The organism is Nitriliruptor alkaliphilus DSM 45188, from assembly GCF_000969705.1.
Classification (GTDB): Bacteria; Actinomycetota; Nitriliruptoria; order Nitriliruptorales; family Nitriliruptoraceae; genus Nitriliruptor; species Nitriliruptor alkaliphilus.
This window is the reverse complement of the sequence record NZ_KQ033901.1, coordinates 2,898,860-2,920,508: the sequence shown is the minus strand read 5'-3', so window position 1 is coordinate 2,920,508 and position 21,649 is coordinate 2,898,860. Positions and strand designations below refer to the sequence as shown.

Below are 21,649 nucleotides of genomic sequence, written 5' to 3'. Positions count from 1 at the left end.
CATCGTGGCCGAGCGGCGACGGTCAGCGGCTCGCTCGTCGAGCGGTGGGTAGGCCGAGCAGGGCGGCCACCGGCAGGACCGTCCGCGGCGCGTAGGGCTGGCGCCACATCCCGCCGTGCGCGGCGCCCTCGGCGAACAGCGCCAGGGGGTGATCGAGGTCGACGGAGGGGTCGCCTGCCCCGGCGTGGTGCAGGTCGTGCACCAGCGCCGCAGCCATCAGCGTGTTGCTCGTCGCGGGTTCGAACACCTCCACGTCGAACCGTGAGGCGCCCGCGTAGGCGGCCGCGAGGACGCGGTTCTTGGTCACCGAACGGGTCGAGGTGGCGGGTGCGACGTTCGCCGACACCCGGTAGCCCTCACCACGGGCGACACGGAGGCGCCACTGGGCGAGGCGTTTGGCGAGGGCGTAGTTCGGGCCCTGCTGCGGCACGAGACAGTCCGCCAACCCGTACGTGGTGCCGGCAGCGGACGCGATGGTGTCGGGGTAGTTCGGGGCGAACAGCCGCCCCCGGGAGGCGATGCCGAGGCCGCGACGCACGACCCCCGCCTCGGCGGCCCGCGCACGAGCCGCTGCCACCACCTCCTCGGGTGCGGCGTAGACGTCGGTCGGGGTGAGCAGGCCGGCCAGACCCGCGTCACCGCGCTCGGTGAGCAGGTCAGCCACGAGAACGTCGGCGGCCAGCGACACGCGGACGTTGTCGGCGCCGTCGGCGTAGACGTAGGTCCCGACGGTCAGCGGCCCGGCAGGGAGGGGGCGCAGCCACGCGGCCGCGGCGGGCAGCTCCTCGGTCAGGTCGAGCCCTGCGACGGCCGCGACGCGTCCGTCGTCCTCCCCGGTGACCGGCTCGCGGACCGGGATCAGCGCCGAGCCGCAGCCGGCCCTGACCTCGGCGATGATCCGCTCCCACAGGGACACCTTCGGCAGGTCCACCAGCGCGAGCTGGGCACCCCACCGGCTGAGGGCACCGACGGGACCCATCTCCGCACCGGCACCGAGGATGACGAAGGTCCGCCCCGAGAGGTCGAGCCAGCCCGGGTTGGCCGCGACGCGCTCGATCGCGGCGGCGAACGACGGCTCGATGGTCCCCGCGTCGACCCACCGCGCGAGCTGTTCGAGCAGGGGGTCGCCACGGAGGACCTCGCCGCGGTAGGGCAGCGCCAGTTCGGTCACGGGTTCACCACGCCCGGAGACCTCCGCCGTCGCCAGCTCGGTCGTCGGCGTCAGGTGCACCGCTTCCGGGAGGGGGACGCGCTGCCCGTCCCGCACGAACTCGAACCGGCCGTGGAGGGACGCCAGCCCGGCGCGGGCGACCCCGTCGGCTTCGTCACCCGCCTGCAGTTCGGCTGCCACCAGGCGTCGGAAGTGGTCGATGTAGCCCTGGTGCCACGCGCCCTCGGCCTCGATGGCGGTGGCGAGATCGAGGTCGATCGCACGGGCGGCGTCGGCGAGCACGGCCCGGCCCGTCGCCGTGGTGCTCCTCGAGCCGCCCACCCTCGGGAACTGCACCCCTCGGGCTCGGTCGGTGTCGGGCAGCGTGTTGGTGGCCACGGTCCGCGCTCCATGGAGAGGAGCCGGCAGCGTCCGACAACCTGACGCCGACGTCAAGTCTCCGACCGGCCGGGGACGGCTGCCCGGCCCTCGTTGCGCTCGGTACGGTCGATCGACGGGAGGTGGCACGGTGACGGTGCGGTTCGCCGCCGGACGTCCCGACGTTGTGGCTCCAGGCGTGCGCGGGACCGAAGTCACGCAAGAACCGGAACCACCCCTGACCTGCGTCCGGACGACGGCGACGTGGATCGTGAGGTCGATCGGCTGCTGGCCCTCGGCGCCAGCCGTGCCGACGTGGGCCAGACCGGGCAGGAGGCGTTCGTCGTCCTGGCCGACCCGGAGGGCAACGAGTTCTGCGTCCTTCGCCGCGCGCCGCGCGCGACGCAGCCCTAGTCGGCGGCCCCGGACGTCGGTCTACGCGGGGACGGGTGCGTCGACCCCGTTCCTCGAGCACTCGTTGGACGACTGGCGCCACGTCCTCGACGTGGACCTCAGCCGAGGAGATCGCGCACGCCATCGCCTACCTCGCCTCGCCCGAGGCGTCGTACACCACCGGCGAGTCCCTGATCGTCGACGGCGGACTGATGCTGATGGCCGCCGAGGCGAACTCCCGCCTGAAGGACTGACCCGCTCCGCGTCGCCTACGGTCCGTCGCTCATCGACGGAGGACGGGGACGTGGACGAGGTGGCAGCGAAGGCCGACCTGCACCGCTACCTGCAGGTCGCCCGTGATGCGATGCTGTGGAAGCTCGAGGGGCTGTCCCCCTACGACGTGCGCCGCCCGCTGGTGGCCACGGGGACCAACCTCCTCGGCCTCGTCAAGCACCTGGCCGGGGTCGAGTCGGGCTACTTCGGGGCGGTGTTCGATCGCCCCTTCCCCGAACCTCTGCCCTGGATGGCGGACGACGCCGAGTGGAACGCCGACATGTGGGCGACCGTCGACGAGTCCCAGGACGACGTCCTCGCGCTCTACGACCGGGTCCGCCGGCACGCCGACGCCACCATCGAGGCCCTACCGCTGGACGCGATCGGCCGGGTGCCGTGGTGGGAGCCCGACGGCGAGGTGACCTTGCACCGGGTCCTCCTGCACGTGGCGACCGAGACCCACCGTCACGCCGGGCACGCCGACATCCTGCGGGAACTCATCGACGGTGCGGCGGGGCTGCGGGCGACGGCACGCAACCTGCCACCGGGCGACGAGGCGTGGTGGACCGCGCACCACGAGCACCTGGAACGGGTCGCCCGTGAGTCCGCCGAGCGCGACGGCTGACCGAAGGAAGGCCCGTCACCTGCGGAGGTGGACCCGCTCGCCGTGGGGGCCGAAGATCGCGATCAGCTCCACGGGTCCGTCGATCGCGCCGAACCAGTGGGGGACGACGGTCGAGAACTCGACCGCCTCCCCGGGTTCGATGACCAGATCGTCGTCCCCGAGCAGCAGGCGCAGCCGACCGCTCAGCACGTACATCCAGTCGTGGCCCTCGTGGACCGGCAACGGGTCGGGCGGGGTGTCGCGGCTGGGGTCGACCAGGAACCGGTAGGCGTGCAGCCCGCCTGCCGGACCTCGGTGGGTCAGGGGCCAGCTCGTCAGGCCCCACCTGGTACGCGGTGGCAACCGGACGCGCGGATCGTGCACCACCGCGGGACCGAGCAGTTCGTCGAGGGTGACACCCAAGGCTTCCGCCAACCCAGGCAGGTGATCGATCGCCAGCCGCCGCTTGCCCGACTCGAGCCGGCTGAGCGTCGACACGTCGAGGTTGGCCACCTCGGCGACCTGCTGCAGGGTCAGGCCCCGCTCGGTCCTCAGTTGGCGGAGCCGGGTGCGGACCCGCTGGTCCAGCGGCGTGTCGGATCCGTCGTCAGCCACCGGTCCTCCTCGCCGCGGTCCGTGCCGTTCCGGCAAGCCATGTTGCCACCCGGAGGGGCGAGCGTCACCCCGTCGCGGCGATCGCGCGACGGACCGCGGCGGCCGCGACCTCGATGTCGTCCTCGGTGGTGGCGTGGTCGCTGACGCTGATCCGGAGCGAGGCGACCCCGCGCCGGACGGTGGTCCCGAGCCAGATCACACCCTCGCGCTGGACCTCGGCCGCGACCGCCAGGGTCCACGCGTCGTCGTCGCCGACGCGCACGAGGGCCTGGTTGAGCACCACGTCGTTGAGGACGGTGACCGCCGGGTCCTCGAGGAGGAGGTCGACGAACCGGCGGCTGTGGTCGCAGCAGCGGGCCACCATGGCACCCACGCCGTCGCGCCCGAGCGAGCGGAGCGCCGTCCAGATCGCGAACGCCCGCGCACGACGTGAGCTCTCGGGCGTCCAATCGGTGCCGTCCCGGCCCCCGTCGGTGCGGGCGAGGTAGGAGGCCGACAACCGCAGCGCGCGACGGTGGGCCTGCGGGTCGGCGCAGACCACGAACCCGCTGTCGTAGGGGACGTTGAGCCACTTGTGCCCGTCGGTCGCGCAGGAGTCGGCGAGGTCGATCCCGTCGACGAGGTGGCGGTGGGCGGGCGAGGCGGCGGCCCACATCCCGAAGGCGCCGTCGACGTGGACCCAGGCACCGGCGTCGTGGGCGACCTCACAGACCGCACGCAGCGGATCGAACGCCCCGGTGTTCACGTTGCCGGCCTGGGCGCACACGATGGCGGGTCCGTCCCCGATCGCCGACCGCAGGTGCTCGGCCCGCATCCTGCCCTGTTCATCGGCTGGGACGACCACGACGCGCCGTTCCCCGAGACCGAGGAAGCGCAGGGCCCGTCCGATGGTGGCGTGGCGCTCCTCACCCACGACCACCGTCACCGGGGGTGCGCCGTGCAGTCCGTCGGCGTCGACGTCCCACCCGACCCGGTGCAGCACCTCACCACGTCCGACCGCGAGGCCGGCGACGTTGGCCATCTGCGCGCCGGTGGTGAAACCGACCGACGCATCGCCGGGCAGACCCAACAGCTCGAGCAGCCAGCCGGCGCAGATCGACTCCAGCGCCGCTGCCGTCGGCGACAGGACCTGGAAGCCGGCGTTCTGGTCGTAGGTCGACGCGAGCCAGTCCGCCGCCAGCGACGCGGGCAGCACCCCTCCCTCGACGAACCCGAAGTAGCGGCCTGCGTTGGTCCGCACCAGGCCGGGGGCTGCCTCGCGGGCGAGCGCCTCGACGACCGCGAGCGGGTCCTGCCCGGTCTCGGGCAGGGGGCCGCCGAGCGCCGCGACGAGGTCCGCGATCAGGGCGGGCTGGGACACGGGTGCGTCGATGCCGGCGGCGAGGTGGTCGGCCGCGAGCTCGGCGGTGCGCAGGAGCAGGCGTCGCGGATCGGGTGCGGCGGGATCCAACGCGGCTCCGGTGCTCGTCGGCGGTACGCGACCCGGAGCCTACGAGCCCGGTCCCGGCCCGACGGGTCCACCGGGACGCAGGTGGCACCCACCGGCGAGGGCATCTCACGCCGTCGGGTAGCGGACCTCGGACTCGCGGTCGAGGAACGCGCCGTAACGGGCCGCGGCAGCGTGGACCGCGTCCACCTCGTCACCCGTGAGCTCGCGCAGCAGCTCGAGATCGAACCGGACCGTGCGGTCGGTCACGGTCCGCCGCATACCACCCACCATCTGCTGGTCGACCAGCACCATCCCGACGGTGGCGGGGCGGTCCGGTGACCGCAGGCCCGCGACGTCGAGCACGTCGCGGGAGTCCTGGACACCGTTGTGGAACTCGTCGAGGACCTGCAGCAGGTGGGCACGCGGTGCGGCGGGCACATCGCCCGGTGGCGGCGGGTCGTGGAACCAGAACGTGCGATCGCCGTGCTCGAAGGTCTCGAGCTGGTCGGTGACGGCCGCCAGCCCCGCACGGGCGTCGGTCAGCGTCAACGACGCCCAGTAGGCGAGGTCGCGATCGGTGACGGGGCCGTGCGATCGGACGTAGCGCAGCGCGAGCTCGGCGAGGGCGGCGTCGCGGTCGAGCTGCCGCGCTTTCGGGGCGCGATCGGCGAGCAGTGCGTGGGTGTGTCGACCGTCGCGCAGCGGGCCCGAACAGATCAGCGCCTCGAGCTCGGCGTCGCCGAGGAGGACGCCGAGCGGACGCCCCTCCCCCGGGAGGCCAGCGCCGACCAGGACCTCACCGAGCTCGGCGCGCGTACGGGCGCGGCCGTCGGCCAGACAGCTCGCGATGACGTCACAGGCACGGGTACGGGTGGCCGCGTCGATCCCGAGCTCACGGGCACCCTGGTCGTAGGTGCGGCGCACGCCACGACGGGTGACATCGAGCAACCAACGGATGTCGGCCGGCCGCACCAGGTGCCAGGTCGGCCGCAGCACGTGGGTGCGCAGGATCTCACCAGCGTCGAAGGCGCGGTCGTAGGCCGCCTGGTCCGGTGACGTGGTCCGGGTCGCGACGGCCCATGCTGCCTGCGACGGGTTCTCCCCCTGGACGGCGAGCATGCCATCGACCACCGCCTCGGCCGACGGGTAGGTGTGACCCCACAGCCGCATGGTGTGAGCCCGCCACCGAGCGATCATCCGGTCATCCACATCGCACCTCCGGGCGAGGTGATGTCTACCGGACGCCGCGGACCGCGCCGGTCCGCGGTGCGGGTGCGACCTCCGATCCCGCAGTAGGTTCCTCGACGGGCGAGGGACCGGACGAGGATGGTCAGCGAGGACGCGACGGCCCGCCACGGGGAGGGCGCCGGTGGCGACCCACCGGATGCGGTGACGAGCGCTGTCGGACCCGAGGGGTTCGTCCGCACGCTGGCTCCCTTCGACCGCCTCCCCGCCGCAGCGCTCGACGCCGTGATCGCGGCGCTGGAGGTGACCTACGTCCCCTCCGGAACCCGGGTGCTGCAGCACGGCAGCCCGTCGAGCACCCACCTGCACATCGTCCGCAAGGGCACGGCGTTGGTGTCCCGCGACGGGGTGGCGCTCACCAGCGTCGAGGCCGGCGAGTGGTTCGGGATGACCTCCATCGTCAACGACCGCCCGGTCGACGTCGACGTCGACGCGGTCGACGACCTGCTCGTCTACCGGCTGCCCGCCGCGGTGGTCCGCGACCTGGCCTCCTCGCCGGCGTTCGCGCCGGAGGTCCGAGGTCTCGCCAGCAGGCTGCGTGCCGCCACGGTGGACAGCGCCGTGCGGACGCGGCTCGTGCCGACGGCGCCGGTGGCCACGCTCTCCACCCGCGAGCTGGTGGCCGCGCCGGCGGACGCCGACGTCGAGACGGTCGCCCGGATCATGCGCGATGCGCAGGTCAGCTCGGTGGTGCTGCGCTGCGAGCCACCCGCGATCGTGACGACGCGGGACCTGCGCGATCGGGTCCTCGCCGCGGGGCTCGGACCGCGGACGCCCGCCAGGAGCGTCGCCTCGCAGCCGATCCTCGCGGTCGACGCCGGCACGCCGGTCGTCGAAGCGCGGGACCGGATGCTCGAACGGGCCATCCACCACCTCGGGGTCGAGCGTGACGGGCAGCTCGTGGCCGTCATCACCACCGGGGACCTGCTGCGCGAGGACGCGTCGAGCCCGTCGCACGTGCAGCGCGAGATCGCGACGTCGTCACGGGGCGCGGGACCACAGCTGCGCGAGCGCCTCCACACCACGGTCGCCCAGTTGCTGAGCGGCGGACTGTCCCCGCTCGAGGTGACCCGCACGGTCTCGATGCTGACCGACGTGCTCCTGCGCCGCGCCACGGAGCTGGCCATCGACGACCTCGGTCCTCCACCGGCACCGTTCGCGTGGCTGACCCTCGGGTCGGACGGCCGCCGTGAGCAGACCCTGCTGACCGACCAGGATCACGCGATCGTCCACGGCGAGGTCGACGCCGACGGCGCCGAGTGGTTCCAGGCGTTCGCGACCGACGTGTCCACCCAGCTCGCCGACGCGGGCCTGCCGTACTGCGACGGCGGGGTCATGGCGACCAACTGGTCGGGGACGCTGCCGGCCTGGCGGGAACGGTTCGAGGGCTGGCTCGACGAGCCCGACGTGCAGGCCCTCTACCGCACCAGCATCTTCCTCGATCACCGGGTGGTCGCCGGGACGCTCGAGGTCGACGTCCTCGACGAGGTGGTGCGGGCCCGACGCAGCGATCGGGTGCTGCTGGCGCGGCTGGCCGCCGGCGCCGGGGTGCAGCGGCCACCGCTCGGGCTGCTGCACCGGGTGCGGAGCACCGCCGCGCACACCGTCGACCTCAAGGCCGGCGGCATCAACCCGATCGTGTCGCTCGCCCGCGTCCTGGCCATCGAGGCCGGCGCCACCACGCGGTCCACCGTCGATCGCCTGGCGGCCGCGGCGGCCGCTGGCGGGCTGAGCCAGGACGCAGCGGAGGAACTCACCGAGGCGTTCGGGTTCCTCCAGGGGCTGCGGATGCGCGAACACCTCCGCGCCTGGCACGACGGGACGTCGGCGTCCAACGACGTCCGGCTCGACGCGCTGGGCCCGACCCGGCGACGCCACCTCAAGGACGTCTTCGTGGAGGTCGCGCGGATCCAGCGGGCCACCATCCACCGGCTCGGCGGGGACGAGGTGTCCCGGTGACCGGCGTCGCCCGTCCGAGCGTGATCTGATGCGCCTGCACCGTTCCCGCGATCCGCGCCGGCTGCTCGCGCTCGATCTGGAGACCACGGGCTACGACGCGCGTCACGCCGAGGTCCTGGCGATCGGCACGGTGCCGGTCGTCGACGGCGTCATCCGCATCGGCGCCGCGAACCAGACCCTGGTGCGCCCGGTCGATCGCTCGGCGGTCGAGGGCATCGTCGCCCACCACATCCGCCCGTCCGAGGTCGCCGATGCCCCCCCGCTCGCCGACGTGCTACCCGGCCTGGTGGCGGCGATCGAGGCCGTCGACGCGCTGCTCGTCCACCACGCCCACCTCGACGTCGCCGTGCTGCGTCGAGCGTGCGCCGCGACGGGCCTCAGCTGGCCGAGGCCCCGGGTCGTGGACACCGTCGATCTGATCGGACGGGTCCGTCGGCGTGAACGCGCGATCCGGTCCGGCCGCAAACTCCCCCACGACCTGGCCGGCGCGCGGGCCGCGTTCGGCCTGCCGCCCCACCTCGCACACGACGCCCTCGCGGACGCGGTCGCGACCGCGGAGCTCTACCTCGCGCTGCGATCGCGCCTCGCACGATGACGAACCTGCCCGGCCGGACCGGACCCGGCCTGACCTCGTCGCCGTTGCCGCGGTGGGTCCGCCGATCGTTGTGGTTCGGGTTGGTCGCGGTCACCCTCTACATCGCCGGATGGGTCATCGCGGGCCAGGTGCGGACCGGGTACTCCCCCACCACGCAGGCGATCAGCGAGCTGTTCGAGCTCGGCGCACCGTGGACGTCCCGGGGCCCGTTGACGGTCGGTCTGGCACTGTCGGGGCTCGCGTTCCTGGTGCTGGCTCCGGCGCTGCACCGGGCGCTTCCCGGGGACGGGTTCTTCGGGCCCGTGCTGGTCGTGCTCGCCGGCGTGGGCACCCTCGGCGTCCTCGCGGCTCCGTGCACCGAGGGCTGCCCAGGGTTCGGGACCACCGGGACCGACACCTGGCACGTGATCACCGCGGGCGTCGGCTACAGCGCCCTGGCGTCCGCGCCGCTGGCGTTCGGGTGGCGCCTCCGCCGTGACTGGCCGAACCTCGCCTGGTGGTCGGTGACCATCGGCGCGCTGAGCGTGGCGCTGTTCGCCATCCACGTCGCGGGGCTCATCCCGACCGCCACGGGACTCCAACAACGGTTGTTCAACACGGTGGCCGACGCCTGGTACGTGCTGGTCACGATCGTGGTGCTCCGGCACGGTGCGGACCGCCGGATGGACGCCGCGGACCGGAGGTCCTCGTGAGCACCCGGATCGACGCCGTCCTGTTCGACCTCCACCAGACGCTCGTCGACGGTGGCGACGCGCACCGTTGGGTCGATCTGGCGTGGGCACACCTGGGTCGTCACGGTCCGGTCGCGCTCCGCGACGGCGTCCCGATCGCCGACCTCGCCGCCTGGCTCGACGACGTGTGGCAGCACGCCGCGGTGATCGACTCCCACGGGGAACGCGACCTCGACGGGGACGCGCACCGGCAGGTGTTCCTCGACACGGCCGCGTCCGCACCCGGCGTCGATGCCGAGCTGGCGGCCGCCCTCTACGCCACGCTGCCGGACGCGCTGACCGCCTACGACGACGCGGAGCCGGTGCTAGCCGCGCTCCGCGGCAACGGCGTGCGGACCGCGGTGCTGTCCAACATCGGCTTCGACGTCCGGCCGCTGCTCGAACGGTCCGGCCTCAGCGCGCTGCTGGACACCGTCGTGCTCTCGTTCGAGGTCGGAGTCAAGAAGCCGGATCCCGCGATCTTCCAACTCACCCTCGACCGCCTGGAGGTCCCACCCGAGGCGGCGCTGATGGTCGGTGACAGCTGGCGCGACGACGGCGGTGCCGCCGCGCTCGGGGTACGCACGCTCGTGCTGCCGCGGACGCGGGGTCCGATCCACGGGCTCGACGCGGTCCGCCGCCTGGTCGGCACCTGACGCCGATCGCCTCAGCTGGCGAGCAGTTCGTCGAGGCGCTCGTAGCCCTCGCGGACCCCGACGTCCATCCCGCTCGACAGCATCGCATCTCGCCCCTCGAAGGAGTCGAGCATGGAACTGGTCACGAGGCGCGTGCGTCCGTCACCGAGGTCCTCGAACGTGAGGGTGTCGAGCGACACCCCGTCGGGGAACCCCTCGTAGGTGAAGGTCTGCACGATCCGCTCCGGTGCTCGGACCTCGTGGAACGCGCCGTAGAAACGGTACTCACCATCCGCGTCGGCGTGCGTGTAGCGGTAGGACCCGCCGGTGCGGCAGTCGTAGTGCTCGACGGTCAGCTGCAGGCCCCGCGGCCCGAGCCACTGGACGACCAGGTCGGGATCGGTGTGTGCCCTGAAGACCTTCTCCGGCGGCGCGTCGAACTCGCGGGTGATACGCACGACGGGCAGGTCCGGGTCGACGCTGATCTCGGTCTCGTGGTGGATGACGGTGCTCACGTGTCTGCTCCTCGCTGCGATGGGCGGGCGGCGGGTGGGGTGGGTGCCACGTCGTCCGGCAGGGACGCCAGGACGTCGTCGAGGCGGCGGTAGCGCTCCTCGGCCTGACGGCGGTAGCGCTCGATCCAGGCGGTCATGAGGTCGAAGACCTCCGCGTCGAGGTGGACGGGTCGGTGCCGGCCGTCGCGGCTGCGGCGCACAACGCCGGCGTCCTCGAGCACCTTGAGGTGCTTGGACACCGCCTGGACCGACACGTCGTACGGCTCGGCCAGGGCGGTGACGGTCGCGTCGGCGACCGTCAGGCGGGCGACGATGTCGCGGCGGGTCGGATCCGCCAGGGCCGCGAACACCGCTGACAACGCATCCGCCACGTCGACCTCCGTCCGCTTCATGTTCAACTGAGCGGTTGAACGTCATCACCATCGCACGAACCGCACCCATCGTCAACCGCCTGGTTGAACGATCGCATCGCGGCAGCCACGAGGGTCGACGGTTATCGTCGACGGCGGCCGATCGTGAGGAGTGCCGAGGATGGGAGCGGCGTCGGAGGGGGCGACCAACGCCGGTGACGTCTCCAGCGAGCTGCACCGCAGCGAGGAGCGCTTCCGCCTGCTGGTCGAGAGCGTGGTCGACTACGCCATCTTCCTGCTGGACCCGACCGGTCACGTCGAGAGCTGGAACAGCGGCGCCGAACGGCTCAAGGGCTACGCACGCGACGAGATCGTCGGTCGCCACTACTCGATCTTCTACCCACCGGAGTACCGCGAGGAGCGGCTACCGCAGCGCTTGCTCTCCGAAGCGCTCGAGCACGGGCACGTCGAGCACAGCGGCTGGCGAGTCCGCAAGGACGGCAGCCGGTTCTGGGCCAACGTCACGATCACCACGCTCCGCGACGACGCCGGTCGGCACCGTGGGTTCGCGAAGGTCACCCGTGACATGACCGAGGTGCACGAGAACGAGCGGGCACGCGAGGAGGCGCTGCTGGAGCGCAAGCACGCGCTGGACCGGCTCGAGGAGCTGGTGCGCTGGCGTCAGGACTTCACCGATCGGATCATCCACGACCTGCAGACGCCGGTGACGTCCATCGCGGCCTTCGCCGACCTGCTGCGGGGCGACGACCTCTCGGAGGCGGAACGCGCGGAGTTGCTCGAGCGGATCGCATCCAACGCCGGGACCGTCCAGCACCTGGTCGACGATCTCCGGACCTACACCCAGTTGTCGAGCGGCCAGGTCGAGCTGCGCACCGAGCAGCTCCCGCTACGACCTCTGGTGACCCGCCTGCTCGACGACATGGCGCCCATCCTGGCCGGGCACGCGGTGGACCTCGATGTCGACGGTGTCGCGGTCCAGGTCGACCCGCAGGCCTTCGAACGCATCCTGCGCAACCTGCTCGCGAACGCGGCACGACACACCCCCGCGGGGACCGCCATCCGGGTCACGGGTCGGTCGGGGGCCGATGCGACCGTCATCACCGTGGCCGACGACGGGCCGGGCATCCCTGGCCACCTCCTGCCCCGCGTCTTCGCCCGGTTCGAGAGCGGCGGTCGTGGTGGCATGGGCCTCGGGTTGACCATCGCCAGGAGCTACGCCGAGCTTCACGGCGGCAGCATCGACGTCGACAGCGAGGCGGGCGAGGGGACCCGCTTCCGGGTCACCCTGCCGGTAGGTGACCGCCCCGCCCGACGGTGAGGCGGGACGGTCAGGTGCCTCGTCGACGCAGCGCGGTCGCGCTGCCGAGAAGCACGAACGCGAGGAGGGCCAGGGCTGCCGGCCCCACGGTCGTCGGCAGCTGCGCCCCGGCCGGTTCCGACGCCGCGCCGAGCATGCGCGTGCCGGCGCCCGGCCGGTCCGCTGGCGTGCCAGCGCCGGGTCGATCCGCCGGTGGGCCACCACCAGGTCGGTCCGCGGGCGGAGCTGCACCGGGCCCGTCGGCTGGTGGCTCGTCCCCTGTTGCGCCGCCGTAGGGGGCCGAGACGGGCGCCGGACCCATCGGCGTCCCGCCGTACACGACCTCGCCCCGCTCGTCCTGGTAGGTCAACCAGGTGACGGCCGCATGGAACCCGTGGCCGGGCTGGGAGTAGTCGCACACCCCGTCGGGGAACGTCGCCCGGAGCGCGGCCTGCTCATCGGCGCTGAACACGTCGGCGAAGCGCTGCCCTGCGTAGTCGAAGTCCTCGAGCGGCATCGTGCGGCAGTCGAGCGTGTCGTCGGTGAACCCGACGACCGCGTCCCCACCACCGGCCTCGATCCGCGGCGACGAGAAGATGGTCGGGTCGACGGTGCCGCGGCACACCTCGAGCGGCACGTCGAGGCCGTCGAGGCCGACGCAGCGTTCGGCGATGCCCGCCTCGTCCTTGGCGTCCACGATCTTCTGGGCGAGCGGGACGTCGCGGGTGTCGGCCTCGACCGCGGCCAGCCACTCGTCCATCGCGCGGATCGAGTCGTCCACGAACGACAGGTCACCGAGCAGCGGGGTCTGACCCTCCCAGAACACCTGGTTGTCGGCGTGGCCGTGCTCACGGATGAGCCGGTCGCGCATCGAGTACTTGCGGTAGACGTCGTGGAACGCGCCCGGCTCGGGACCACCGAGATCGATGATCGCCACCTCGTCGAGGTGGGCGCCCGTGTTGACCGCACCGCTGCGGTAGACCCGCTCCTGGGCGAGGGGGTCGGCCTCGGTGCGCTCGGCGATCGGCTCGAAGTCGATGTCGTAGCCGCCGACACCGGCGTTCAGCGCGGCGAACTGCGACGGCGTCAGGGGCGGCCGGGTCGGATCGGTGAGGTCGTTGTTCAGGAACGCGAGCAGCCCCGACAGCCCGTACTGGACCCCGACGTTGCTGATCGGTCGACGCGCGAACCCCTGCTCGTCCACGCCGAAGACGTTGCCCATGTAGTCCTGGAAGGAGCACCGCACGCCGTCGGGGTTGTCCTGGCTGTAGACGTCCTCGGTGGGGACACCTGGGCAGGACCGTGATGGGTCCCCGCTGTTGGGGATCACCTCGGTGAAGGTGATCTGGTTGGCGGGGTTGGCGTGCCCGAAGATGCTGGGCCACTGGGCGGGCAGGATCCCGGTCTCGATGCTGCCCGGCCCTTCGAGGAAGGCACGCAGCCCGACGTAGTCGACGTACTGCTGGGCCGAGCTCCACGCGTCGATGAAGCTGCACTGCGGGGTGATGCCCTGGTAGACGCCGGGGTAGGCGTTGGCGACCTGCTGCTGCACGAGGCTGCCGCCGCTGCAGCCGCTGCCGATCGTGTAGCGGATGGGACCGAACCGTTCGGCGACCATCTCCTTGGTGACGATGAGCGACTCGGCCTGGGTGACCAGGTTGCAGTTGTGGCCGGCGTTGTCGAGGGCGTGGCTGGCGACGGCGAAGCCCTGCGAGAGCGCGTCCTCGAACAGCACCGCGGGCGCGCTGCCGGAGGCGTAGGAGGTGTCGCAGCTGACGCCGTGGGTGAGCACCAGCTTGTTGGCGTACCCCGGGTTGTCGGCGGTCGGGTCGGGCCAGTCGCCCTGGGCCGGGTCCCACAGGGCCGCGATGCGGTACTGGTCGCGGAGGCTGTAGCCGATCTCCTCACGGACGATGAACGGCACCTCGTCGCCGTCGTCGGTCGTGGTGGTGGCCACGTCGGACGGCGGGTCGTCGGGGTCGTAGGGCCGTAGGCCCGTCACGATCTGCTGACCGGCCAACGCCGGAGTCGGCACGAGCTGCTCCAGCGGGTTCGTCGAGCGGTAGTGGTACCGGACGGTCGGCCCCTGGCTGCAGTCGGACTGATCCGACCCGTTGGTGCAGGTCCAGGGCTCGATCAGCGGGCCGGAGAAGACCGGTCCCCCGAGCGGCGCGTTGGTCACTGTGATCCGCGCACCACGCCCGTCGGGCAGCTCGGCCTCGATGACGTTCTCCCCGAGGTCCAGGCCCGTCACCAGCCCGAGGGCCGAACCGTCCGGCTGGGGCACGAACGCGTCGGTGACCTCACGGCCGTCGTCGGTGACCCGCAGGTCCGCGACGGACGCGTCGGAGGGCGCGGTCAGGCGCAGCAGCGCGTCGCCCCCGGTGACCAGGTCACCGCGTCCCGACGCGACCTCGATGACCACCACGGACGTGTCCGTGTCGGCGGCGTCCTGCGCCGACGCGACCGCCGGCAGCGAGGCTGCGGCGGCGGTCGCCAGTGCGGTGAGCAGGACGAGGGATCGACGCACGGCTGGCTCCAGGACGCAGGGGATGGCTCCGAGGTGTTCGCCCCGGCGGCCGACGGCTCCTGCCCCGTCCCGGTGAGAAGCCGTCTCACGGCATCCGCGCCGGTGGACGGCTGTGGTCCGAGCTGCTGGGGTAGCTCCTCGCCGACGGCCGGTAGCCTCGCGCCATGAGCGAACGCAACGTCCTCGGCGGCGACCTCGAGCCCTGCAGCCACGACCCGGTCACCGGCTGGTTCCGGGACGGCACGTGCCGGACGGCACCGGACGATCACGGCAGCCACACCGTCTGCGCCGTGGTCACACCCGAGTTCCTGGCGCACCAACGGGCGCTCGGCAACGACCTCATCACCCCACGGCCGGAGTTCCGCTTCCCGGGCCTGACGCCCGGTGACCGCTGGTGCGTGACCGCGGTCAACTGGCTGCGAGCGCACCACGACGGTGCCGCCGCACCGGTCGCCCTCGCGGCCACCAGTGAGCAGGCCCTCGAGGTCGTGCCCCTCGAGGTCCTGCGCGAGCACGCCGTCGACGTCCCCGACGATCCCCGCGGCCTCGACGCGCCCTGACCCGACCTCGGAACGGTCAGCCGGCCGGGTCGTCCGGGAGGTCGAGCAGTTCGAGGACCCGCTCGGGGGGCCGTCCGACGACGGCCCGGCCTCGGTGCACGATCACGGGACGTTCGAGCAGGACGGGTTCGGCCGTGAGGGCGGCGATCAGTTCGTCACGGTCCGCGTCGCGCAGCCCGAGCTCGCGGTAGCGCTGCTCCCCCGTCCGGACGATGGTCCGGGGATCATCGGTACCGAGCTGCTCGAGCAACCGCTCCACCTCGGCGCGGGTCGGCGGGTCGGTGAGGTAGGTGCGGACCTCGACGTCGACCCCACGCTCCTCGAGCAACGCCAGCGCCCCGCGGGACTTCGAGCACCGCGCGTTGTGCCACACCGTCGCCTCCGCCACCTGACCTCCTCCTCGCCGTGGGGTCGGGGGACGCTACCGCCCGCCCCCGCGCCAGCAACAAGCAACCGATGGTTGCGTCATCAGCCCCGTGGCTCTACGCTCTAACGCAACCGATGGTTGCGTGAAGTCAGGAGCGGTCATGGAGTACGCCAGCATCGAACGTCAGATCCGCATCGAGGCCCCACCCGAGGTGGTCTTCGAGGTGATCAGCCAGCCCGAGCACGTCCGTGATTGGTGGAACGCCACGTCGGACGTCGCACCCGTACCCGGCGCCAGCGGCGAGCTGGTGTGGGCCGACGGTGATGACCCCCGGGCCCACGTGGAGCGGATGACCATCGTGGTCGCCGAACCACCCCGTCTGTTCACCTTCCGCTGGACCCACCCCGAGAGCGAGGACGCGGTCGACGGCAACTCGCTGCTGGTGACCTTCGAGCTCACCCCCGACGGGCCCGGGACGGTGCTCCGCCTCACCGAGACTGGGTTCCGCGAGCGGGGTTGGGAGCTCGCCCGGCTGGAGGAGCAGTACCGGGACCACGTCACGGGCTGGGACACGTTCGTGCCTCGCCTCGCCGAGGTCGCCGAGCGGCTGGTGGCGACGCGATGACGGTCGCCATCGACGACGACCTGTGGGCGGCGATCGGGGATCCCACCCGCCGCCGACTGCTCGATCTGCTGCTCACGGCCCCCACCGCGACAGCGACCACGCTCAGCGGTCAGCTACCGGTGACGCGGCAGGCGGTGGCCAAGCACCTCAGCGTCCTCGATCGGGTCGGCCTGGTCGAGGCGACCACCGCCGGCCGCGAGAAGCGCTACCGGGTCGACGAGGCCCAGCTGGCGCGCGCCGTCGCGCAGCTCAACGCCGTCGGCGACACCTGGGACGCCCGACTGCGCCGGATCAAGGCCATCGCCGAGAACATCCAGCGCCGCACCTGAACCCGACATCGGCCGCGATCGCGACCGCACCGGAGCAGATCAGATCAGCTGGGACCTTCGCACCGAGGGCGATCACACGATCGTGGTGTTCGCCCACCGTGGCTGGCGGGAGCCCGTCGAGTTCATGCAGCCTCACGGCAGGGGGGACACGGGCTGCGCCGATTCTTCGGGCGGGTGGTCCTCCGGGCTGCGGTCGCGGGTCAGCTCCGAGCCGAGCAGCAGCATCAGTGCGCATGCGACCGCGATGCGCGATCCCAGGCCGAACAGGTAGGGCGTGAGTGACGCTCCCCCGCCCTGCGGCATCGGGATGGCCCAGAGGTTCAACGCGGCGTGGAAGATGGCCGCCACGAAGGCGCTGCCGCGGGTGTGGCGGAACACCCAGGTGTAGACGATCGCGGTGAACGGGAGGTCGATGAACAACAGGACCACGGGCGCGCTCTCCAGGGAGGCTCCCTCGGTCCACGCCAGCGGCAGGTGCCACGCCGCCCACGCGACACCCAGCAGCAGACTGGCAGGGACGGCCCGGAACCGGAGCAGCAACAGCGGCAGCGCGTAGCCCCGCCACCCGCCCTCCTCGCCGAACCCGTCCGTCAGCGTCAGCACCATGAACACCGGCAGGAACGCGATCGGGCCGAGCTCCAGGGCGCCGGGACGCAGGGCCGAGAAGGGCTGGCCGAACAGCACCGCGAGACCCGCGGCCACCGACCAGACCAGCGCTGGCCCGAGGACGATCACCGCGTACCAGACCCTCGGGACCCGGACCCGCGTCAGCCGCTGCCACAGCTCGCGGGGACCGGCGCGCCCAGCTACCAGCGCCGCAGCCAGCAGCGCCGCGACCAGCGGCCCCCAGCTCCAGGCCCGACCGATCGTGACCGGCCAGTCGCTGTCGAGCGCACCGACCCCGACCAGCGCGCGGGGGACCCAGACCACCCACGTGACGGCGAACGCCAGCACGAAGAAGGCAGCGAGAGGATGACGTCGCGCGAGCGCCCGCATGAGCTTCCTGACCGAAGTGAGCCGGAGGCCCTGGGGCCGTTGCCGGGATGCTCGGACGCACGTGGTCGGCCGGTCAACGACACGCGCGTGGCGCGCATCCGGGCAGCGTCACCGCGACCGCCGGCTGCCATCCGGCCAGCGGTGCCACTCGTGATGCCGGTGGCTCCTGCGGCCGGGGTGCGTGTCTGCTCGTCTGCGACGGACGTCCCTGCCGCACCCCCGATCGGAGCATCGCGTGTCACGGCTCTTCCACCTCGTCGACGTGTTCTCGTCGGTGCCGTTCGGCGGCAACCCCCTGGCCGTCGTGCTCGAGGCCGACGACCTGTCCACCGACGAGATGCAGGCGATCACCCGGTGGATGAACCTGTCGGAGACCACCTTCCTGCTCCCGCCGACGCACCCCGAGGCGGACTACCGCGTGCGCATCTTCACCCTCGACCGTGAGCTGCCGTTCGCCGGCCACCCGACGCTCGGCACGTGCCACACCTGGCTGGCCACCGAGGGCATCGGCCACCGAGGCGACCGGGTGGTGCAGGAGTGCGGAGCCGGGTTGATCGACATCCGACGCCGCGAGGACCGGCTGACGTTCGCCGCCCCACCGCTCCTGCGCAGCGGCCCGGTGGACGACGAGCTGGCTGAGGAGCTGCGGGCCGTCCTCCGCCTCGAGCCCGCGGACGTCCTGGACTCCCGGTGGATCGACAACGGCCCCGGTTGGGTCGGCATCCTCCTGGAGGACGCCGACTCGGTGCTGGCGGTGGAACCCGACCTCGGGCGGTTCACCGGACCGGGGATGCTGGAGGTCGGGCTCGTCGGTCCCCACCCGGAAGGGTCGGAGGAGGCGTTCGAGATCCGCGCCTTGAGCATCGACGGATCGAGCCTGAGCGAGGACCCGGTGACCGGCAGCCTCAACGCCTCCGTCGGGCAGTGGCTGTTCGAGACCGGGCGGGCGACCTCGCCGTACGTCGCGCGGCAGGGCACCCGCCTCGGCCGACACGGCCGTATCCACGTGGAGCGCGACGTCGACGGTCAGGTCTGGGTCGGCGGCGCCACGGTCACCCGCGTCGAGGGCCGGCTGCGCACCTGAGCGCGGCGGAACGAAGCGGAACGATGAGTTCGTCCCGGCCGCGCCGTCCAACCGAGGACTCACCGCTCCGACCCGACGCTCCCCGGAGGCAAGCGTGTCCCAGACCCGTGTCCACAACTTCTCGATCTCGCTCGACGGTTTCGCGACCGGCGAGGACCGCGGTCCCGACGCGCCGTTCGGCCACGCCGGCACCCGCCTGCACGAGTGGATGTTCGCCACACGGTTCGGGACCTCCATGTTCGGCGGGCCCGGTGGCAGCCTCGGGGTCGACCAGGCCTTCGCCCAGCGACACGAACCCGGCATCGGCGCCGAGATCATGGGTCGCGGCAAGTTCGGCCCCCAGACGGGCCCGTGGACCGACCTCGGCACCGAGGACGAATGGCGCGGCTGGTGGGGTCCGAACCCGCCGTTCCACACCCCGGTGTTCGTGATGACCCACCACCCGCGGCCGTCACTGGAGATGGAGGGTGGCACCGTCTTCCACTTCGTCGACGGCGACCCGAAGGAGGTCCTCGACCGTGCCCGTGAGGCCGCAGGTGACCTCGACGTGCGTATCGGTGGTGGCCCGACGATCGTTCGCGACTTCCTGGCCGAGGACCTGATCGACACGGTGCACCTCGTCCAGGTGCCCATCCTCCTCGGGCGCGGCGTGCGCCTGTGGGACGGCCTCGAAGGGCTCGAGGACCGCTACGAGATCGAGTCGGTCGCTTCCCCGACCGGGGTCACCCACCTGACCTTCACCCGGCGGACCTGATCGACGACGCGACCGACCAGCCTCCGGTGGGCGACCAGCCCAACGTCCGACGTGGGGTCGGGAGACGCTCGCGTCAGCTGGCCGTGCGCGGCGCGTGGAGGTCCAGGTACGTGATATCGCCGAGACCGCGCATGATCCGCTCCATGTCCTCACCGACCTCGGGCGGCATCTCCTGTGCCTCGGCCGCTCGCGCCTCCTCCTCGGAGGTGAAGTAGACGACCTGGAAGGCCGTGCCGTCGTCAGCGATCGCGACGAGACCGCCCAGCACGTCCGGCCGGTACGCGCTCACGACGTCACCGGCCGGCGCGGCGAGGTCGGCCGCACCGAGCGACCCGTCGCTCGAGCTCTGCATGACCTGCACGAACCCGGCCTCGTCGTCGCCACCATCGAGGAAGGTCGCCACGTCGGCGCAGTCGTAGAAGCGCACCTCGCCGGTGAACTGCTGCTCCATCTGCTCCCACCACGCCCCCTGCTCGGGACGGCCGCTGTTGCGCCTCGCCTCATCCTCGGAGGCGAACCGTGCGACGACGACCAGTTCCCCGTCGTCGGTCACACCTGCCGTGGTGCCGAGGTAGCCGACGGCATCCGGTCGGACCTCCTCGAGCCACCGTTCGAACACCGCCATCGCGTCGTCCTCGGACCGGACGGCACCGCGGATCACCTGGACGAACATGGTCCCCTCCCTCGCTCTCGGCCGCGTCTGGCGGCACGCCGAGCATCCGCCGGCAGCGGGCAGGGGGCAAGCGTCGGGCGGTGTGCGAGGAGCAGCGCCACCTACGCCGGACCCGCGGCATCGTCCTCCGCGGTGGTCTTCAGACGCGCGAGGCCCTTCTCGAAGTCGGGGCCGATCATGCGGTCCATCGAGGTGAAGATCCCCATGAGCCGGCTGGCCACCGTCTGCGGTCCGGTCATGGTCCAGGTCACGAGGGTCGCGCCTGCGTCGGACGTGAGGTCGAAACGGGTGGTGCTCTCGGACCGGAACGGCTTCACGAACCGCAGGTCGATGGTCACGTGCCGGTCGCTGGCCTCGACGATCTCCATGCGGCCCTGCCCCGCCTTGCGGTTGCCGCGCCACTCGTACCAGGCCCCGACTCCCGCGTCGGCACCACCGTAGGTCCGCTGGAGCTGCGGGTCGAGGTCCTCCCACGGCGACCACGCCTGCCACCGGCGCAGGTCCACGATCAGGGCCTGCACGGTCTCCGGTGGCGCCTCGACGTGCGTGCTGCGTGTGACCGTGTAGGTGGCCTTCGACGTTCCCATGGCGGCGCTCACTCCGGGCTCGGCTCGCGGCCGATGCTACGCCTCCCGGTCACGGTCCCACGAGTCCCGCCAGCGGTTCATGCCGGTTCGCGGACGAGCCATCGGGCTCAGCCGAGCTGGTCAGGGTGCGGGCCGCCGCGGCCGTCCTCGCCGCGGTCGAGGCCGTCGATGGTCGCCACATCGTCGTCGGACAGCTCGAAGTCGAGGGTGTCGAGGTTCTCCCGCATCCGGTCGGGGTTCGACGACTTGGGGAAGACGATGTCACCGCGCTGCAGGGCCCACCGCAGGGCCACCTGGGCCACGGTGCGGCCGTTCCGCTCGGCCACCTCCGCCAGCGTGGGGTCGTCGAACAGCGCGCCCTGACCGAGCGGGCCCCAGGCCTGGACCGCGGTGCCGTGGCGCAGCGATGCCTCGCGTGCAACGTCGTTGCGGAAGTAGGGGTGCGCTTCGATCTGGTTGACCACCGGGGCCGCGCCGGTCGCCTCGACGATGCGGTCGAGGTGGGCCGGCTCGAAGTTCGACACCCCGGCCGAGCGGAGCCGCCCGTCGGCGACCAGGTCGGTCACCGCACGCCACGTGTCGACGTAGTCCACCTCGCTGTTCGGCAACGGCCAGTGGATGAGGAACAGGTCGAGGTGGTCGAGCCCGAGCCGTTCGAGGCTCTGTTCGAAGGTGCGCCGGACATCGTCGGGTGCGTGGGACGAGTTGTTGAGCTTGCTGGTGATGTACAGCTCGTCGCGCGGGATGCCGCTGGCGGCGACCGCGCGGCCGACGCCCTCCTCGTTGCGGTACATCTGCGCCGTGTCGATGTGCCGGTAGCCGATCTCGAAGGCTCGGCCGACCACCTCGGCGGTGTCCTCCGGCGGGATCTGGAAGGTCCCGAACCCGAGCTGCGGGATCGTGGTGCCGTCGTTCAGCGCGACGGTCGGGACGGACGCAGCATCGGACACGGAGGGCTCCTCGGGTGGCGGGTGC

The 21,649-nt window shown here is 72.3% G+C and carries 25 protein-coding genes and 1 pseudogene; 14 read left to right on the top strand and 12 right to left on the bottom strand.

Translation table 11 applies throughout. From position 1 onward, the window contains the following. Positions 1 to 22: 22 nt before the first annotated feature. Positions 23 to 1,549 carry a hypothetical protein gene (locus NITAL_RS13710; RefSeq protein ID WP_211262402.1) on the bottom strand — a complete coding sequence of 509 codons (1,527 nt, stop codon included), beginning with the start codon at positions 1,547 to 1,549 and terminating at the stop codon, positions 23 to 25. Positions 1,550 to 1,642: 93 nt separating this feature from the next. On the opposite strand from NITAL_RS13710, the gene NITAL_RS28545 reads away from it, so the two are divergent. From NITAL_RS28545 to NITAL_RS13700, 3 genes are read left to right on the top strand one after another with little or no spacing between them, the layout of a single operon-like run. After that, positions 1,643 to 1,942: a VOC family protein gene (locus NITAL_RS28545; protein ID WP_083441556.1), complete on the top strand. Its 300-nt coding sequence runs from the start codon at positions 1,643 to 1,645 to the stop codon at positions 1,940 to 1,942. A 35-nt stretch (positions 1,943 to 1,977) separates the two neighbouring features. Continuing rightward, positions 1,978 to 2,175 (top strand): SDR family oxidoreductase, encoded by a 198-nt coding sequence (locus NITAL_RS13705; RefSeq protein ID WP_052666820.1) that lies wholly within the window; start codon positions 1,978 to 1,980, stop codon positions 2,173 to 2,175. A gap of 50 nt (positions 2,176 to 2,225) precedes the next feature. Next, the gene (locus tag NITAL_RS13700) at positions 2,226 to 2,819 is read left to right on the top strand and encodes a DinB family protein (RefSeq protein WP_083441554.1); all 594 of its coding nucleotides are present in this window, start codon (positions 2,226 to 2,228) and stop codon (positions 2,817 to 2,819) included. A gap of 15 nt (positions 2,820 to 2,834) precedes the next feature. Here NITAL_RS13700 and NITAL_RS13695 read toward each other — a convergent pair whose 3' ends face one another. The 3 genes from NITAL_RS13695 to NITAL_RS13685 form a co-directional block, all read right to left on the bottom strand. Next, entirely contained in the window at positions 2,835 to 3,413 is a 579-nt protein-coding gene (locus tag NITAL_RS13695) for a helix-turn-helix domain-containing protein (protein WP_052666819.1), read from the bottom strand. A 64-nt stretch (positions 3,414 to 3,477) separates the two neighbouring features. After that, complete coding sequence (locus tag NITAL_RS13690; RefSeq protein WP_211262401.1) at positions 3,478 to 4,863, bottom strand: pyridoxal phosphate-dependent decarboxylase family protein; 1,386 nt, start codon at positions 4,861 to 4,863, stop codon at positions 3,478 to 3,480. Positions 4,864 to 4,968: 105 nt separating this feature from the next. After that, complete coding sequence (locus NITAL_RS13685) at positions 4,969 to 6,051, bottom strand: winged helix DNA-binding domain-containing protein (protein WP_052666818.1); 1,083 nt, start codon at positions 6,049 to 6,051, stop codon at positions 4,969 to 4,971. Positions 6,052 to 6,231: 180 nt separating this feature from the next. On the opposite strand from NITAL_RS13685, the gene NITAL_RS13680 reads away from it, so the two are divergent. From NITAL_RS13680 to NITAL_RS13665, 4 genes are read left to right on the top strand one after another with little or no spacing between them, the layout of a single operon-like run. After that, positions 6,232 to 8,046, top strand: a complete 1,815-nt coding sequence (locus tag NITAL_RS13680) for a DUF294 nucleotidyltransferase-like domain-containing protein (RefSeq protein ID WP_211262400.1) — start codon at positions 6,232 to 6,234, stop codon at positions 8,044 to 8,046. Between the two features lie 28 nt (positions 8,047 to 8,074). Then, complete coding sequence (locus NITAL_RS13675) at positions 8,075 to 8,641, top strand: 3'-5' exonuclease (protein WP_052666816.1); 567 nt, start codon at positions 8,075 to 8,077, stop codon at positions 8,639 to 8,641. Continuing rightward, complete coding sequence (locus NITAL_RS13670) at positions 8,638 to 9,333, top strand: DUF998 domain-containing protein (protein ID WP_052666815.1); 696 nt, start codon at positions 8,638 to 8,640, stop codon at positions 9,331 to 9,333. Before NITAL_RS13675 ends, NITAL_RS13670 begins: the two co-directional genes overlap by 4 nt. After that, the gene (locus NITAL_RS13665; protein WP_052666814.1) at positions 9,330 to 10,007 is read left to right on the top strand and encodes an HAD family hydrolase; all 678 of its coding nucleotides are present in this window, start codon (positions 9,330 to 9,332) and stop codon (positions 10,005 to 10,007) included. Before NITAL_RS13670 ends, NITAL_RS13665 begins: the two co-directional genes overlap by 4 nt. Before the next feature lie 11 nt (positions 10,008 to 10,018). On the opposite strand, the gene NITAL_RS13660 is transcribed toward NITAL_RS13665, so the two are convergent. Further along, on the bottom strand, positions 10,019 to 10,501 hold the full coding sequence (locus NITAL_RS13660) for an SRPBCC family protein (protein ID WP_052666813.1): 483 nt from the start codon (positions 10,499 to 10,501) through the stop codon (positions 10,019 to 10,021). Next, the gene (locus tag NITAL_RS13655; RefSeq protein ID WP_245617679.1) at positions 10,498 to 10,893 is read right to left on the bottom strand and encodes an ArsR/SmtB family transcription factor; all 396 of its coding nucleotides are present in this window, start codon (positions 10,891 to 10,893) and stop codon (positions 10,498 to 10,500) included. Before NITAL_RS13655 ends, NITAL_RS13660 begins: the two co-directional genes overlap by 4 nt. A gap of 190 nt (positions 10,894 to 11,083) precedes the next feature. Here NITAL_RS13655 and NITAL_RS29605 point away from each other — a divergent pair. Next, positions 11,084 to 11,491: pseudogene (locus NITAL_RS29605) on the top strand (PAS domain-containing protein); the annotation flags it as partial. 30 nt (positions 11,492 to 11,521) lie between these two features. Continuing rightward, positions 11,522 to 12,190 (top strand): sensor histidine kinase, encoded by a 669-nt coding sequence (locus tag NITAL_RS29600; protein WP_425413694.1) that lies wholly within the window; start codon positions 11,522 to 11,524, stop codon positions 12,188 to 12,190. Between the two features lie 10 nt (positions 12,191 to 12,200). Here NITAL_RS29600 and NITAL_RS13645 read toward each other — a convergent pair whose 3' ends face one another. After that, on the bottom strand, positions 12,201 to 14,699 hold the full coding sequence (locus NITAL_RS13645; protein WP_052666811.1) for a DUF6351 family protein: 2,499 nt from the start codon (positions 14,697 to 14,699) through the stop codon (positions 12,201 to 12,203). A 164-nt stretch (positions 14,700 to 14,863) separates the two neighbouring features. On the opposite strand from NITAL_RS13645, the gene NITAL_RS13640 reads away from it, so the two are divergent. Next, positions 14,864 to 15,259 (top strand): DUF2237 family protein, encoded by a 396-nt coding sequence (locus tag NITAL_RS13640; protein WP_052666810.1) that lies wholly within the window; start codon positions 14,864 to 14,866, stop codon positions 15,257 to 15,259. Positions 15,260 to 15,275: 16 nt separating this feature from the next. Here the strand turns inward: NITAL_RS13640 and arsC are convergent, their stop codons facing one another. Beyond that, a complete protein-coding gene (arsC, locus tag NITAL_RS13635) occupies positions 15,276 to 15,647 on the bottom strand; it encodes an arsenate reductase (glutaredoxin) (RefSeq protein WP_052666809.1) in 372 nt (123 codons plus the stop codon). Between the two features lie 139 nt (positions 15,648 to 15,786). Here arsC and NITAL_RS13630 point away from each other — a divergent pair, with 139 nt between their 5' ends. After that, positions 15,787 to 16,251: an SRPBCC domain-containing protein gene (locus NITAL_RS13630; RefSeq protein WP_052666808.1), complete on the top strand. Its 465-nt coding sequence runs from the start codon at positions 15,787 to 15,789 to the stop codon at positions 16,249 to 16,251. Beyond that, on the top strand, positions 16,248 to 16,580 hold the full coding sequence (locus NITAL_RS13625) for a helix-turn-helix domain-containing protein (RefSeq protein ID WP_052666807.1): 333 nt from the start codon (positions 16,248 to 16,250) through the stop codon (positions 16,578 to 16,580). Before NITAL_RS13630 ends, NITAL_RS13625 begins: the two co-directional genes overlap by 4 nt. A gap of 132 nt (positions 16,581 to 16,712) precedes the next feature. Here the strand turns inward: NITAL_RS13625 and NITAL_RS13620 are convergent, their stop codons facing one another. After that, positions 16,713 to 17,576 (bottom strand): CPBP family intramembrane glutamic endopeptidase, encoded by an 864-nt coding sequence (locus NITAL_RS13620; protein ID WP_052666806.1) that lies wholly within the window; start codon positions 17,574 to 17,576, stop codon positions 16,713 to 16,715. 235 nt (positions 17,577 to 17,811) lie between these two features. Between NITAL_RS13620 and NITAL_RS13615 the strand changes: the two genes are divergently transcribed. Both NITAL_RS13615 and NITAL_RS13610 read left to right on the top strand, forming a co-directional pair. Then, positions 17,812 to 18,660: a PhzF family phenazine biosynthesis protein gene (locus NITAL_RS13615; RefSeq protein WP_052666805.1), complete on the top strand. Its 849-nt coding sequence runs from the start codon at positions 17,812 to 17,814 to the stop codon at positions 18,658 to 18,660. 94 nt (positions 18,661 to 18,754) lie between these two features. After that, positions 18,755 to 19,414, top strand: a complete 660-nt coding sequence (locus NITAL_RS13610; protein WP_052666804.1) for a dihydrofolate reductase family protein — start codon at positions 18,755 to 18,757, stop codon at positions 19,412 to 19,414. Positions 19,415 to 19,487: 73 nt separating this feature from the next. On the opposite strand, the gene NITAL_RS13605 is transcribed toward NITAL_RS13610, so the two are convergent. The 3 genes from NITAL_RS13605 to NITAL_RS13595 all read right to left on the bottom strand — a co-directional run bounded on the left by NITAL_RS13605 (position 19,488) and on the right by NITAL_RS13595 (position 21,624). Continuing rightward, complete coding sequence (locus tag NITAL_RS13605) at positions 19,488 to 20,087, bottom strand: hypothetical protein (RefSeq protein ID WP_052666803.1); 600 nt, start codon at positions 20,085 to 20,087, stop codon at positions 19,488 to 19,490. Between the two features lie 101 nt (positions 20,088 to 20,188). Next, positions 20,189 to 20,674, bottom strand: coding sequence for an SRPBCC family protein (locus NITAL_RS13600; RefSeq protein ID WP_052669674.1), 486 nt, complete (start codon positions 20,672 to 20,674; stop codon positions 20,189 to 20,191). Between the two features lie 107 nt (positions 20,675 to 20,781). After that, positions 20,782 to 21,624, bottom strand: a complete 843-nt coding sequence (locus NITAL_RS13595) for an aldo/keto reductase (RefSeq protein ID WP_052666802.1) — start codon at positions 21,622 to 21,624, stop codon at positions 20,782 to 20,784. Positions 21,625 to 21,649 lie beyond the last annotated feature (25 nt).

Excerpts from the sequence above, each read along its gene's own strand:
- NITAL_RS13675 (WP_052666816.1), top strand. The coding sequence starts at position 8,075 with ATGCGCCTGCACCGTTCCCGCGATCCGCGCCGGCTGCTCGCGCTCGAT.
- NITAL_RS13670 (WP_052666815.1), top strand. The coding sequence starts at position 8,638 with ATGACGAACCTGCCCGGCCGGACCGGACCCGGCCTGACCTCGTCGCCG.
- NITAL_RS13655 (WP_245617679.1), bottom strand. The coding sequence starts at position 10,893 with ATGAAGCGGACGGAGGTCGACGTGGCGGATGCGTTGTCAGCGGTGTTC.
- NITAL_RS13640 (WP_052666810.1), top strand. The coding sequence starts at position 14,864 with ATGAGCGAACGCAACGTCCTCGGCGGCGACCTCGAGCCCTGCAGCCAC.
- NITAL_RS13630 (WP_052666808.1), top strand. The coding sequence starts at position 15,787 with ATGGAGTACGCCAGCATCGAACGTCAGATCCGCATCGAGGCCCCACCC.
- NITAL_RS13625 (WP_052666807.1), top strand. The coding sequence starts at position 16,248 with ATGACGGTCGCCATCGACGACGACCTGTGGGCGGCGATCGGGGATCCC.
- NITAL_RS13620 (WP_052666806.1), bottom strand. The coding sequence starts at position 17,576 with ATGCGGGCGCTCGCGCGACGTCATCCTCTCGCTGCCTTCTTCGTGCTG.
- NITAL_RS13605 (WP_052666803.1), bottom strand. The coding sequence starts at position 20,087 with ATGTTCGTCCAGGTGATCCGCGGTGCCGTCCGGTCCGAGGACGACGCG.
- NITAL_RS13600 (WP_052669674.1), bottom strand. The coding sequence starts at position 20,674 with ATGGGAACGTCGAAGGCCACCTACACGGTCACACGCAGCACGCACGTC.